This window comes from Alicyclobacillus dauci, assembly GCF_026651605.1.
Lineage (GTDB): Bacteria > Bacillota > Bacilli > Alicyclobacillales > Alicyclobacillaceae > Alicyclobacillus > Alicyclobacillus dauci.
The window spans coordinates 81,396-94,319 of record NZ_CP104065.1 but is presented as its reverse complement, the minus strand read 5'-3'; the positions used below and the strand labels follow the sequence as shown (position 1 = coordinate 94,319).

18 protein-coding genes are annotated in these 12,924 nt (G+C 50.3%); 5 read left to right on the top strand and 13 right to left on the bottom strand.

Annotated features, from left to right (window positions below; genetic code table 11):
• Positions 1 to 339: 339 nt before the first annotated feature.
• From NZD86_RS23585 to NZD86_RS23550, 8 genes are all read right to left on the bottom strand, one after another.
• Positions 340 to 603: a hypothetical protein gene (locus NZD86_RS23585; RefSeq protein WP_268047075.1), complete on the bottom strand. Its 264-nt coding sequence runs from the start codon at positions 601 to 603 to the stop codon at positions 340 to 342.
• Positions 604 to 630: 27 nt separating this feature from the next.
• Positions 631 to 1,638: a hypothetical protein gene (locus NZD86_RS23580; RefSeq protein WP_268047074.1), complete on the bottom strand. Its 1,008-nt coding sequence runs from the start codon at positions 1,636 to 1,638 to the stop codon at positions 631 to 633.
• A gap of 14 nt (positions 1,639 to 1,652) precedes the next feature.
• Positions 1,653 to 1,973, bottom strand: a complete 321-nt coding sequence (locus NZD86_RS23575; RefSeq protein WP_268047073.1) for a hypothetical protein — start codon at positions 1,971 to 1,973, stop codon at positions 1,653 to 1,655.
• 11 nt (positions 1,974 to 1,984) lie between these two features.
• Positions 1,985 to 2,152 (bottom strand): hypothetical protein, encoded by a 168-nt coding sequence (locus NZD86_RS23570; RefSeq protein WP_268047072.1) that lies wholly within the window; start codon positions 2,150 to 2,152, stop codon positions 1,985 to 1,987.
• 56 nt (positions 2,153 to 2,208) lie between these two features.
• Entirely contained in the window at positions 2,209 to 2,466 is a 258-nt protein-coding gene (locus NZD86_RS23565) for a DUF1450 domain-containing protein (RefSeq protein ID WP_268047071.1), read from the bottom strand.
• A gap of 36 nt (positions 2,467 to 2,502) precedes the next feature.
• On the bottom strand, positions 2,503 to 2,766 hold the full coding sequence (locus tag NZD86_RS23560) for a hypothetical protein (protein WP_268047070.1): 264 nt from the start codon (positions 2,764 to 2,766) through the stop codon (positions 2,503 to 2,505).
• A gap of 76 nt (positions 2,767 to 2,842) precedes the next feature.
• Positions 2,843 to 4,123, bottom strand: a complete 1,281-nt coding sequence (locus NZD86_RS23555) for a metal-dependent hydrolase family protein (protein WP_268047069.1) — start codon at positions 4,121 to 4,123, stop codon at positions 2,843 to 2,845.
• A gap of 564 nt (positions 4,124 to 4,687) precedes the next feature.
• Positions 4,688 to 5,470 carry an alpha/beta fold hydrolase gene (locus NZD86_RS23550; RefSeq protein WP_268047068.1) on the bottom strand — a complete coding sequence of 261 codons (783 nt, stop codon included), beginning with the start codon at positions 5,468 to 5,470 and terminating at the stop codon, positions 4,688 to 4,690.
• A 160-nt stretch (positions 5,471 to 5,630) separates the two neighbouring features.
• On the opposite strand from NZD86_RS23550, the gene NZD86_RS23545 reads away from it, so the two are divergent.
• On the top strand, positions 5,631 to 6,344 hold the full coding sequence (locus tag NZD86_RS23545; RefSeq protein WP_268047067.1) for a FadR/GntR family transcriptional regulator: 714 nt from the start codon (positions 5,631 to 5,633) through the stop codon (positions 6,342 to 6,344).
• On the opposite strand, the gene NZD86_RS23540 is transcribed toward NZD86_RS23545, so the two are convergent.
• Entirely contained in the window at positions 6,345 to 7,271 is a 927-nt protein-coding gene (locus NZD86_RS23540) for a fumarylacetoacetate hydrolase family protein (RefSeq protein ID WP_268047066.1), read from the bottom strand.
• 199 nt (positions 7,272 to 7,470) lie between these two features.
• Between NZD86_RS23540 and NZD86_RS23535 the strand changes: the two genes are divergently transcribed.
• The gene (locus NZD86_RS23535) at positions 7,471 to 7,788 is read left to right on the top strand and encodes an MGMT family protein (RefSeq protein ID WP_268047065.1); all 318 of its coding nucleotides are present in this window, start codon (positions 7,471 to 7,473) and stop codon (positions 7,786 to 7,788) included.
• Positions 7,789 to 7,825: 37 nt separating this feature from the next.
• Here NZD86_RS23535 and NZD86_RS23530 read toward each other — a convergent pair whose 3' ends face one another.
• The 4 genes from NZD86_RS23530 to NZD86_RS23515 all read right to left on the bottom strand — a co-directional run bounded on the left by NZD86_RS23530 (position 7,826) and on the right by NZD86_RS23515 (position 9,933).
• Positions 7,826 to 8,437: an NAD(P)H-dependent oxidoreductase gene (locus NZD86_RS23530; RefSeq protein ID WP_268047064.1), complete on the bottom strand. Its 612-nt coding sequence runs from the start codon at positions 8,435 to 8,437 to the stop codon at positions 7,826 to 7,828.
• 20 nt (positions 8,438 to 8,457) lie between these two features.
• Positions 8,458 to 8,847: a hypothetical protein gene (locus tag NZD86_RS23525; RefSeq protein ID WP_268047063.1), complete on the bottom strand. Its 390-nt coding sequence runs from the start codon at positions 8,845 to 8,847 to the stop codon at positions 8,458 to 8,460.
• Positions 8,848 to 9,017: 170 nt separating this feature from the next.
• Positions 9,018 to 9,614, bottom strand: coding sequence for a TetR/AcrR family transcriptional regulator (locus NZD86_RS23520; protein WP_268047062.1), 597 nt, complete (start codon positions 9,612 to 9,614; stop codon positions 9,018 to 9,020).
• Between the two features lie 55 nt (positions 9,615 to 9,669).
• Positions 9,670 to 9,933 carry an inositol monophosphatase family protein gene (locus tag NZD86_RS23515; protein ID WP_268047061.1) on the bottom strand — a complete coding sequence of 88 codons (264 nt, stop codon included), beginning with the start codon at positions 9,931 to 9,933 and terminating at the stop codon, positions 9,670 to 9,672.
• Between the two features lie 90 nt (positions 9,934 to 10,023).
• On the opposite strand from NZD86_RS23515, the gene NZD86_RS23510 reads away from it, so the two are divergent.
• The 3 genes from NZD86_RS23510 (at position 10,024) to NZD86_RS23500 (ending at position 12,918) form a co-directional block, all read left to right on the top strand.
• Positions 10,024 to 10,593, top strand: coding sequence for a GerAB/ArcD/ProY family transporter (locus NZD86_RS23510; protein ID WP_268047060.1), 570 nt, complete (start codon positions 10,024 to 10,026; stop codon positions 10,591 to 10,593).
• A gap of 660 nt (positions 10,594 to 11,253) precedes the next feature.
• On the top strand, positions 11,254 to 12,099 hold the full coding sequence (locus NZD86_RS23505; protein WP_268047059.1) for a pirin family protein: 846 nt from the start codon (positions 11,254 to 11,256) through the stop codon (positions 12,097 to 12,099).
• Between the two features lie 174 nt (positions 12,100 to 12,273).
• Positions 12,274 to 12,918, top strand: a complete 645-nt coding sequence (locus tag NZD86_RS23500; RefSeq protein ID WP_268047057.1) for a TetR/AcrR family transcriptional regulator — start codon at positions 12,274 to 12,276, stop codon at positions 12,916 to 12,918.
• The last annotated feature ends 6 nt before the right edge of the window (positions 12,919 to 12,924 follow it).

Below are 12,924 nucleotides of genomic sequence, written 5' to 3'. Positions count from 1 at the left end.
TGCTCCCGATATCACTTGGCATTTTTGAAAGCAATGTTCGACATATTGCAGCGGATTTCCTCCTTATGGAAACAAAAAAAGAGCCAACCAATATATAGACTACCAGTTCGTATAATTTGTGACCCCCATGAAGGTTTTATCGAATTATCGTTGCATTGTCATTTACAGATAGGATAAGTTCTTGAACCACACCGAGGGTTGGATTGATATGTCCTTCGGAACCTGCGTTGATCAGCAAAACACGTGCCATAGATCCAACTGTATACGTCAGTCTATAGTGGGCGTTTCCCCCAGGCCACCACGTCCCCTGGTGGGAACGCCCACTTGCGAGCGAGCGAACTAATCGTTTTTCCGCCAGACGAGATCCAAGACAACTGCTCCCACGGCGCAAATCACCACGCAGATGCCAACAGTGATCCACGCACTGCCAATGTGTTGCCCGCCCACCATGCTCGACCAGCCGTTCCCCTGAATGATGAACAGCGGTGCCAGTAGCATCAAACACACCACTGCAAGTGCAAGTAACCTGCGTCTTCCGAACTTACCTGTCACTTCAATGTACTCATCAAGCAGCGCCTCATCAACAACGTCCTGGTTTGCCATTTCGTTCACCTCCGCCATCCTATCGCCCTAACGCTTGTTAGAGAGAATTTCCTTCGGCTCCGTGATAATGAGGGCCGCACCGATGAAGAGGATGACACTGCCAATGAGGACGATCCAACTAAACGGCGTGCCATACACGGTCATAGAGAAGAACGAGATGAAGAAGAAGCCGAAGGTGCCCGCGATAACACCACCGCGCACTCCACCTGCGTAGGCAATGCCAATGTAGTAGCCCATAATGACCCAAATAGCCCAGCCGATCCCGATGACCGCCCCGTAGGCCAGTAATCTAGGGTCTGAGTAGGTCTCCACCAACATAGGGCGAGAGGCCGGGAAAGCGATAATCATGAGGATAAAACCAAGTACCAGTGCAATGAACGCTCGCCACCAGATAAAGCTTTCAGCCCGCATGAGGTCCGATCCGGCAGCAATAGCGAAGTTCTCGAATCCCCAGTTCAGCGTCCCCGCCACCATGATGAGCACGCCAACCAGCGCGTAGACGCCGTGCGTCGGAGAGACCAGCTTGCCTCCGCTCAAGGCCAGCCATACCCCAACACCGATAGCGATCACGCCGACGAGCGTACTCCATCGCTTAATGCTCTCCTTGTACAGCGCGGACACGATCACAGCACCGACGACACCGAACAGTCCGCCAATTGGCCCGGCGAGTGCCCCGCCAATGAGCACAGCGGAACACGCGTAGCAAAGGTCACCAACAAACCCTCCGACACCCACAAACAAGACCCACCAGCTGATGCGGCTCTTGAAGATAGACGTGAAATCCCTCCATGCACCGCTGATGATGAGGAACACAGTGACCGCTAGGAGACCGAACGGATACTGAAGTAGCACCACTATGGCGAAAGCGCCGGTTGGGTACTGACTGTTAAACGGTGCTTTCCCGACAAGCGTGCCTAATAAGCCAAGTGCTAGCCCTAGTGCAGGACCGGCCAGTAAAGCGTACAGCATTCCGATTCTCGTCTTCGTCGAGTTCATTTTTGTCAGCCGGCGTGTGATGGTCGTGGCATCTATCATGGGTATCCCTCCCTTCAAGTCGTGACCGAATTGCTATGCTGTACAGGTATTGTGTTCAGTTCCGCTAAAATGGCTGCGGTGTCCAGTTGATGTTCAATGAAGGGTGCGTGTTGAGGTTCGAGCTTGAATCTGCGCAACAATCTTCCCCGATGCTCGCGAAGACTTGTAATCGTCACCCAACCAACCGTGTTAAACCCAATCAGTTCCTCGCGGATGGCGCACAGACTGGCTCTGGCGTAGTGAGGCTTTAAACGCTGATAGATTTCGTATTCCCACAGGCCATCACGTTCGTTGTAGAGTAGGCTGATGATCGCGTACTTAATGGACGGCTTCACTGCATCTCACCTCACTTCCCATATGCGTGCAGATAGAAAGTCGGCATCGTCAAACCAAACACGATGGTAAGAACGACACCGATAATGAGAAAGGTAACTGCCCATTTCCGCGCGCTGAGCCGAGGAAGGGGTTGTGACGTCGACTCTCTCGTGGGGAGCACATACACTTCGTTCTCCATACATTTGCCTCCTTGGACCGTATCAACTGGGGAACGTCCATTGGCGGATCGAAATGTTATGATATCGACTGGTTTTCGAGTGAAGAGTATTCCTCGCGCATTCGGTTCCGCAATTTGGTTGCGGCCTCTTCTTGGCTTTTGGCCACTATAGGTTTGCCATCTGCATAAAACGCGTACATGTTTCTGCAAAACATACATAGCCGCAGACACTTATATGGAACGACATTGCATTCATCACCGAATTCCTTGGCCACCTCATCCAGCTGGCTGTGTTCTTTTAACGACGCATTGCGTATGCAACACCAGATTTCCATGAAGTCTCCCCCATGACTTAGGTTTCGCTCGTGCGTTCAAGAGTGAAAGAAGTCATCCCACCCCGTCTCAGGACGTGTAGCCGGAATGTAACCATCCCAATCACAACCCGCGAGGTTGAAGCACTTTACACGGTGGACTCTAGTCTGGAACTGTTCGCTGTAAAACGTCTCCATAATGCGGTATGGCATCGGTGTCGGGTGACAGTTGGGACATAGTCCCTTTGCCAATGCGTCGCGCTGTTCTTCCGTATACTCGGCAGTCACTCGATTGAATAGCATGCTCCATTCTGCAATAGCCACTTTCGTTTATCCTCCTATCGTGTGGGGGCCAAGCACGGCCCCCCTGTCTCAATTGTGTATAAGTCAGAACAGTCTATTAATTGAGGACAACAACCGGGGTGCTGTCGAGAGCGTTCTTGATGAACTTGCCGTCCTTCATGACGACGCACAGTTTCTTTTTGTCTTGCAAAATGGCGATGTCATCCAAGGGGTTCCCGTCGACCACCAGCAAATCTGCCCATTTTCCACGCTCGACTGTACCCGACTGCTCCGGTGTGAGCATAATTTCACTGCCGTACTTTGTGGCAGCAACAATAGCATCCATTGGTGTCATTCCCACCAACTTGACAAAGTGCTCCAAATCTCGTGCGTAACCGCCGTGTGGACACCAGGCGAAACCGTAATCCCCGCCAGGCAATACACGAACGCCGGCTTTGTATAGGCGGTTCATATTGCGTACGGAAATTTCTAATCCCTCAGCGTAGCCAGTTGCGTCCAATGCTTCCTGGCCAAAATACTCCGCACCGTGCTCGAGTGTAGAAACCAACCAATTCATGGCTGGCACAACAAACAGTCGATCCTTATTTTCTACCAACATCTCAAACGCCTCATCATCGATGAAATCCGCATGTCCGATGATGTGCACACCAGCACGAACACAGTGCTTCACAGAGTCTGCACTGCGGGCGTGTGTGTAAACCCGTTTCCCGCGGGCGTTGGCCTCTTCCACTGCGGCCCGAACTTCCTTATAGGTATACAGGGTCATCTCGCCGCGGGCATTTGCTGAAAGAGATTCGCCGCTGACGTTGAGTTTGACGAGATCGGCGCCTTCTTTGTACAAACTGCGCACGGTTCGACGCACTGCATCTTCCCCATCCGCAAAAATGGCGAGGCCGTGGATTTGGAAGTGGTTGGGCCAGAGATCCACGAAGCCTCCGCTCGCCGACACTTCAGCACCGTTGGAGAGCATGCGCGGGCCGACCAATCTGCCTTGGTTGATCGCTTTTTTGATAGCGATGTCAACACGCCCGCGTGCGGCAGCGCTTACACAGGACGTAAAACCGCTGTTGATGAGGATTTCCGCGTTTAGAATCGCATCGACCATCGTCTCTTCAATCGGCTTTTGGTCAATGTCCTGGATGTACAGGGAGTCCGCCCAGGTGAGGTGTGTGTGCGCTTCTGTCATGCCCGGCATGATGGTTTTGCCGTTCAGCTCCATAACCTCAGCTTCCTGCCAATTAAAGTCGTACTGATTTTCGCCCAGGTTCCTTCCCACATCGACGATCTCGTTATCCTTCACAAGCACGTCGACGTTCGCCTCCGGCTCTCTCCCGGTACCGTCAATCAAAAAACCGTTTTTGAACAATTTAACTGACATTATAGTTTCCCCCTTTTGAAAAACGTTGGTCCTGGTAGACAATTTCATGTGCAGAGTTATTTCACGTCGTTACTGGTAGGTCGTACGCGCTGATTGATTCTGTAAGGTAAGGAAGTCTGATTATCGATGAGGGTAGTGATCACGATGTATGCAATCGCTTTCATTCCATCCAGGTGTGGCTACTGTTGTTCATGCAGAGGCCGGGTCGGGCCGGTAGGCTACGGGCAACACTTGACCCGGCATGATTCGACGTAAGCGACTTTTGTTCCGTTGTTGCTAGTGCTGCATCAGTGGATGGAGAGCTAGGGAAGTAAAGTCCGTTATCCCGCCGATTTACCTCGTTCACCTGGCGACTGTGAGCATACAGCGGAATCTGAGTTTCTTGTTCTTGTACACGCCGGGTCGGATGAGCGTTTTACGTACTACCGTTCCCCTAGCCCCACCCGGTTGCCCGGTTGCCCCGACCGCTGGCCTCTAGCCCCCCCGGTTGCCCGCTAGTCTCGCCCACCAGCCCCGACCGCCGATCTCCCCAGCCGGCCTCCCGCCTTCACGCTACGAGTTGAGTTAAATCCGACAGAAAAAATCATGAAGGGCACTGGTCACCTGTCCTGCCTTTTCAAGGGACAACCAGTGACCGCACTGCGCTAGGGTGATTTCTTGTGCATTCGGAAACCCCTGATTTAGTCGACGTGCCACGGCGTACGGCGAGGTATTGTCCTCATCCCCTGCAATGAGCAGCACTGGAACGGTCACCTGGTGGTGTTCAATGGCTCTTGCTGCGGCGAGTGCTTCACAGGACCTGGCGTAGCCTTCTGCTGGTTGATTCATGAGCATATCTCGTATGAGCGCCACAATCTCTGGATGTGACCCTTTCGTAGAAGCCGAGAGACCACCATCACAAATCGCATCCGCAATTGCCTCCATACCCTGCTCGCGAACGGTTTTGGCTCTGGCTTGCAAACCTTCCTTACCGGCTGCTCCGATTTCAATAATTGGCCCAACCAGCGTTAAGCTCAGTGTGCGATCCGGATGACTGACCGCAAAGTACTGCGCGATGAGGGTTCCCATCGAATGAGCAACCACATGAACTTTATCAATCTGTAACTGATCTAAGAGCGCGGTGGCATCATCGACCCATACTTCCATTCCGTATGGTTCGTTGCCTAATTCCGCTCGCCCAGAGCCTCGCAAGTCGTACGATATCACCGTAAATGTTCTTGCTAGAATCTGAGCCTGCGGGTACCAAAAATTGCTGTTCCCGCCCAGTCCGTGGATGAACAGGATAGCCTCCGGTCCATTTCCACGAACTTCATAGTAGTGCGAGACACCATTCAACTCCGTTTTCACTCTATCCCTCCATTTGGTCTAACCACTTTGTATTAAGATATATCTAGTCACTCGAAATCATGCCAACGTTCATATAATATTTAGCGAAATTGGTCTAACCCTTGGATTTCGTAAGATATACTATATTCTCCAACTTGAGAGTGTCAGAGGTGATCGTTACATGTACCAATCCGGGGACATCAAAGCGCATACGATTATCCAAAATCATATCTTGGAGCAAATTCGATCCGGTGAGTTGACTGTAGGCAATCAACTGCCGTCTGAGCGCGCGCTCGCGAAGCAGTTTAACACCAGCCGAACCAGCGTCCGGGAAGCACTGCGCACGCTGGAAGCTGTCGGGATCGTCCAGACGAGATTGGGCAGTGGCACGTATATCACGGATAAGGCAACGTCCACGGATATCGAATCCATGGCCGTCGATCTCGACACACAAAGCAGCCCTTTCGACGTCATCGAAGCTCGGCTGTGCATTGAGCCCTTTTTGACCCGACTCGCTGCAGTGCGTGGTACGACGGGCGAGATCGAATACCTGGAGCACTGTATCACGGAAGCCATGGTACCCAAATCCTCATCGCAGGAAACGATTCTCAACTTCGAACATTGGGATGGCGAGTTTCATCTCGCAATCGCAAAAATGGCCAGAAATCAGCCGCTCATCACCCTTGCAACGTCGCTGCACTCGGTCAGAACGGAAAAGCTTTGGGGCTCCATGAAGCAAATGAGTCTAGCTGTGGAAGGGCGCATGGAGCACTATGCCGCTCAACATAAAAGTATTTACCGGGCCATCAAGGATCATCGACCATCAGTGGCGGCGCAGGCTGCAACAGAGCATCTCAAGGTGATTCAACACAACTTACTGGAAAGTCCAGACTAACTATGAAACGACGTTGGTCAGTTCGCCCAATTGTGCCGAGAAAATCGTTACCTCGTCCCCGGGTACGAGATATTTTGGCGGATGAAACCCAATACCAACCCCTTCAGGCGTCCCCGTGGCGATGATATCTCCTTTTTCCAGCGTCATACCATTGGATAAAACGGCAAGCGTCGTGGGGATGTCAAAAATCATATTGCCGGAGACATTGTGCTGCCTCACTTCACCGTTGACCCTGCAACCAATTTCAATTTTAGAAATATCGTCGATGGCGCTTTTATGCACGACATACGGTCCCATCGGGCAAAACGTGTCGAGACTTTTGCCGCGCAGCCACTGACTGTGTGCGGCTTGCAAATCTCTCGCTGTAACATCGTTGATCAGGACAAAGCCAAAAATATAATCTAACGCCTCTTCTGGACGAATCGCTGTTCCGGTTTTCCCAATAATGACGCCAATTTCAGCTTCGTAGTCGAGTGCCTGTGTCACATCCCGATGACTATCGATTGGATCATTCGGCCCAACCACCGTAGTCGGTGTTTTGCTAAAAATAATTGGGTACTTGGGAACAGCCTTTGCCTGGTCCTCCGTCCCTTCAAACTCCATGGCGTGCTTAACGTAATTTTTACCCAGACAGAATATATTTTTCCGCGGCTTTAGAATGGGGGGAAGCAATCTCACGTCGGCTAGTGAGCGTCTTAAAACCGTTCCCATGGAACTTTGGTTTTCCAGTACGAAGCGGGCAAATTCCAAACCGGAGTCACCCGCGTCCACTAAGTCGCCAACACTGTAGAGTTCAGGAAGGTCTCGTGTAATTTCGGGCATTACATCCTGTACAACGTCACGCCATGCCGTTAGATTCACGATTTCGTCCTGGTCAATGACGCCGAGCGACGTACCGTGTCCGTCTTGAAATGTAACGAATTTCATAGCATACCACCAACTTTCCATCATGTTGTTTTGGTCTAACCAGTTTCAAATGTATGGTGAAACAATTGATTTAGACCGTTCACTGAAAAATTTTGGACGTATAAAATAGGAGTCTCACTGTCAAGCTCAATCGTGCCGTAAAGGCTGAGGATCGGTTATGCTGGAAAGCGAGTATTTCGTAGATTGAAGGGATCGTTCAATGAATTCATTTACTGCTAAAGCCGTCGAGATCATTCAAAATATACCTGAGGGCAAAGTGATGACATATGGCCAAATTGCGAGGTTGTCCGGGAGTCCAAGGGGAGCAAGACAGGTTGTGCGGATCCTCCATTCCATGAGTCAAAAGCACAAACTGCCTTGGCATCGTGTGATCAATTCACAGGGTCGCATTGGCCTCCGGGAAGATGAAAGTTTCCATGTACAAAAGCTATCCCTTCAAGCGGAAGGGATCGAGTTTATCGACAATGACCAAATTGATCTCCAACGCTATCAATACCGCCCAGGTGAAGAAGAATGAGGCTATGCCCACTTGGCTCTTTCCATTTCCAATTCAGTTACATTTCCTCATGTTCCACCTCAACCTTTTGAGTCAGACCGTACCTCACCTTTTCATACACCGTATCCAGCCATTTCTCCCGCCGCCCCGTGCAGCTTCGCTTTACATTCGCGAACATAAAGCGCTTAACGGGCTTTACACCGCAAAATTTCAGCGTCGCATCGCGAACCACAATCCAGTCAGCACTCAAACGGAAAATAGCAGCGTACCACCTAGGGGAATCAATCGTATAGAATACCCATGCCGATTTCCCTTTTAACAACCCTTTCGGGATCATACCGTCATAGGTAAACGCAAATCCGGATGCAAAAACTCTGTCAAAAAAACCTTTTAAAATCGCGGGCGTTCCGTACCACCATACGGGGTAGATCAAGATAAGGTGATCCGCCGCTCGAATCAGTTCCCGATACGCTGTAGTCTCAGGGTCATCCTTTAGGTCTCGTCGAAATCTGTCATCGTTGTAAACAAGAACCGGATTAAAGTTATCCTTATACAAATCGATCACGGTAAAGTCATGTCGACTCTCCCTGAGCGCACGCTCAACTTGTGCAAGCACAGCAGCATTGAAACTGTTGGGGTTGGGATGGGCGTAGATAATAAGCACGTTCATATCGATTCCTCCGAAACCTTTTAAACTGGTAAAACCAGCAAAACTACAGAGAGAATTAGGATGAACATGGACAATAATTCGACCCGACGATGCCCAGCTTGTTGCTGCTCACTCGTAACCGCTTCGTCTCCAAGTTCCTGTAGCCTTGTTTTAAGGCGTTTATCAATGACCAGCTTCCCTATGAACGCGGCCACAACTGGAGCGATCAACCCCAACTGCCAGTATGTCGTCGATAGGCCTGTCGCAACCCTCAGAACCTCAGTCGCAAAGAAAACAAGTGCTGCCGCAAGAGAAAATCGGTTGTATCGATTCCATGCATCAATAGAGAGCTGTTCCAGGACGGGTACTACGGGAGAATCGACTCGTCCAGTTAGAAGTGGAAGCAAAAGTGGCCGTACGCCTGCTGCCATTGTGACGCCACCACCCACAATCCATGCTAACGCGACTCTTTCTATGGCAAGTAAGAGAATATTCAATTCAGATCAACCCTTCTGCAATTTAATTGGTCAACCAACCAAACACACTCAAAATCTGATCCAAAGTTAACGTCAGCGAACCACTGTGATCTCGGAGAGCACCATCAGTCTTTCTTCAGGGATTCCACTTTAGATGCGAGCAATCCCATTCCCATTTCTCTCAAAACGGCGTACGCTTTTTCTAGATCAAAGTTCGGATCCATGAGAGCCTGCAACGCCAGGCCGTCAAAGCATGCAATGAGAATCGCAGACAATTCCCCTGCATCGTCAAACGACGATCCGGCAATGGCTTGGAGCGTCTCTTCCACCCCTTCCCTGCCTTTCTCAAGAAGCTCCCGCACGCTCGGTTGGATGTGCTCATTTCGCAAGCCCAGGACAAACATCTCATAGCGCAGGCGGTACCAATCCGAGTGTGTCCTCACCCGCTGCATTGGCTCAGCAAGGGCAGCACTAGCAAGTTTGTCTCCGACAACCGACTTCTGAAGTTGTTCCATCTGGTTGCAGTACTCATCGGTCGCTTCTTTGACAACGGCGGTGAGCAATTCCTCTTTATTGGAGAAATAGTAGTGGACCAACCCTGGCGATACACCAGCTTCACGGGCAATATCCTTGATGGACGTCGCTTCGTACCCGTTTTCTGCGAGCACATGGTACGCAGCTTCAATCAGCAGATTTCTTGTGTTGCCGTCTCTTGTCCTCATCGAATCACCCATTCTGGTTGGTCGCACAACCAATATAACATCTTGGATTGTTTTGTCAATCAGTGTCTACCGTGAACACGTCGTGGGACTGAGTTTCCAGACTTGCAAGCAATCTGGGATGCAACACAGTGTTAGCTGCAACGATCCCAGCCGATGGCCATGCAAGACTCCCGTTCGTTGTGTCAGTTACCTTGCCTCCCGCTTCCTGCACCAGGAGTGCACCTGCCAACCAGTCAACCATATCAAACCCGTGCTCCCAGTACCCGTCGAATCTTCCACACGCTATATAAGCGAGTTGGAGTGACACGGATCCCATCATTCGAAGCGCTTGAGACTTGGGAGGATCCCACACACGTCGTGTGCCGTTCTTGTGGTGTCGCCTTGTGACCGAGGGTTGGGCCCAGTTTTAATGGGTACGTTGGTCTTTGTCGCCATGTTTTCCGAGCTTGTTGTGTTCAGTACGATTTCCGAACACGCGGCTGCACCGAGTCAGCTTCCGAAACAGTCCGTTATTCTCGTCACCATCCTGTTTGTCATGTTTCTATCCCCTGTCACTGGCCCAGTGATGGTCTTCGGTGAAGAGCTTGCCAAGAATTTAGCCTTCCCAACCTATACTGAGATTCAGTACATACGAATCAGCAACGTGATTGAGCGTTTGGACATCATTGGTGTGTTACTGTGGACCATCGGCAGTTTCTTTCGAATTGCCATGTTCACATTCGCCGCTGTCAAAGGAATATCGAAGCTGCTCAATGCAAAGCGGATCAATACCTATACAATTCCCGTTACGCTACTCACGGCTGGCATGAGTCTCAGTCTTATGCAAGCCTCTCGGGAAGAGGTTTACCACTTCCTTGGCTCTATCTATATCTACGTGGCACCTGCCATTGGACTTGGGTTGCCCTTGCTAACAGGTCTGGTGGCTTGGATTCGCAAAAAATTCGGGATACAAGCAGGGAACTTGGAAAGTGCCAACTAAGTCTCACATTCATGGCCATTCCTCTGGACTGAGTAATCTGTTCGTCCAAATGCCGCCATAACAAGCCGTCCTCGGTGACTATGTTGCAGCCTTATCCTTCTGGTTCTCAAGCACGCGATTCACCTCAGGAAACAGGTCTATCAGTAAATGTTTACGCAAGATAGATTTGATACCAATCAGTACTCTAGTTCTTCTCATTTGCTATCGCCATAAGCCAAGACTTCTTGGAAACAACAACTTATTCTACTTTTTCTATTCACCACCTACCACCTACCACTCCGGTGCAAGTAGCGCATGTGATCCCGTGAATTTAGATGAGGTTCCCCGCTCGATCTCGGCAGTGTACGCTCTATCACCACCGTTGATCGAAACATAGCAGTAGCCGTTGGCACGTTGTGGATAAGGTTGTTGACAAGCTTGTGCATAACACCGATTGTATGTGTATAAATGTGTGGATAATAAAAATGAACACTACATATACACATTTGCTTGGGGATAAACTGTGGATATCTCACTTCTTCGTATTCATCCTATCCCCCGCATGGAATGAGTCGTCCTGTACTCGCATCATAAACTGTCAAATTACAACTAACATTTATTTAGTAAGTGTGTTATGTTTACATCAGGATAGAGATGTTAAATAGAGAGAGGTTGTCAGACATGGCTGAGAACAATATTGTCGAACGGGAGATCAGTCGCTCGTGGACTGTTCACCCAGAACAAGCAAGTCCCATTCATACGGTCGGAATGGTCCTGGAACCCGGACAATGGGCCCGACATGATCCGTTTCTGTTTCTTGCAGAAGATTGGTTTGAGGAAGGAACATTTGACTTCCATCCACATCGCGGAATCGAAACCGTCACATATGTCATCTCTGGCAAACTGACGCATTACGATAATAAGTTTGGCGAGGGAACGCTCCTGCCAGGTGACGTTCAATGGATGACAGCAGGCCGAGGGGTGATCCACAAAGAGGACGCAGCGAAGGATTCACCGGTGCATAGTCTACAACTATGGGTCAACCTCCCCCGGGACGATAAAATGACCGAGCCAAGGTACCAAAACATGCGTGGGCAGGATATGCCACTCCGACAAGAAGAAGGTGTCGCCATTCGCGTCTTCTCCGGGTCCTCGGCTGGTGTTGCGGCACCCACCCAAAACTACGTTCCCGTGACGATGGTCGAAATCAACGTCGAACCAGGTTACTCAGTTTCACAGGACCTACCTGGCGACTACAACGGCTTCCTCTACGTTCTTGACGGGAGCGGTACATTTGGTTCGAATCACGTTGAGGGAACCAAAGGGACTGGTCTCTGGTTGGGTTCTGCAGAGGAAGACAAGCCCAGTGCCATTACCATCCGTGCGAAAGAACGGCTTCGCGTGTTATTGTATGCGGGTCGCCCCCTACACCAGCCCGTCGTCGCATATGGTCCCTTTGTCATGAACACAAAAGAACAAATCAGGGAAGCATTTGAGGATTACCAAGCGGGGAGGTTTGGTAAATAACCTCCCCGACATCAACAGGATGAATCTGATGGCGGAAGATTCCGCCATCGGTCCCGCTTGAGCACTCGCTCGTCATCCCATCCACCACGTATGCTTGCCGCCAAACACGTCTTGACAAACTAACGAACGTTAGTTAATATCCGTTCAGAACATCAAAGCCTGGAGTTGGTCATTTTGGCATTTGTCAACTTGAGTGATCTTGGTCTAGCTACGCCCATTAATCCCACCAAGGAGAAAATCCTAACCGTTGCCATCGACCTCTTTTCCACGAAGGGTTTCAGCGCTGTGTCTATACGCGATATCACGCGGGACGTGGGAATCAGAGAGAGCTCTCTTTACAATCACTTTCGCAACAAAGATGACATTCTGGATACGATTTTTGTTCTGTTTCGCGCTGGGTACAAAAAGCTCACGCCACCGACTGAACATCTTGAACGAATCCTCACAACCATGACCCCAGCAGAGTTTCTCGAGTACGGCACCCACCTCTACATGACACTGATTAACGATCCGCTCATGGGTAAGATTTGGAGAATTATGAACGTTGAACAATATCGTGATCGTCGTGCGCGTGAGATATTGCTGCAAGACATCATTCAAGGCACCTTGGCTTTCCTAGAGGCAGCCTTCGAAACCATGATTCGCTTGGGGTCAATTCCATCACATGACCCAGCTATCTTAGCCTCAGAGTATCAATATGGCGTGTTTGCCATGGCAACCGAATACAACATGTTAAAATTCGCAAATCAGGATACCAGTCAAATCGAACAGCGGCTATCTACGCACGTGGCCTATTTCCTACAGGGGCTTGGAGCATGACCCACA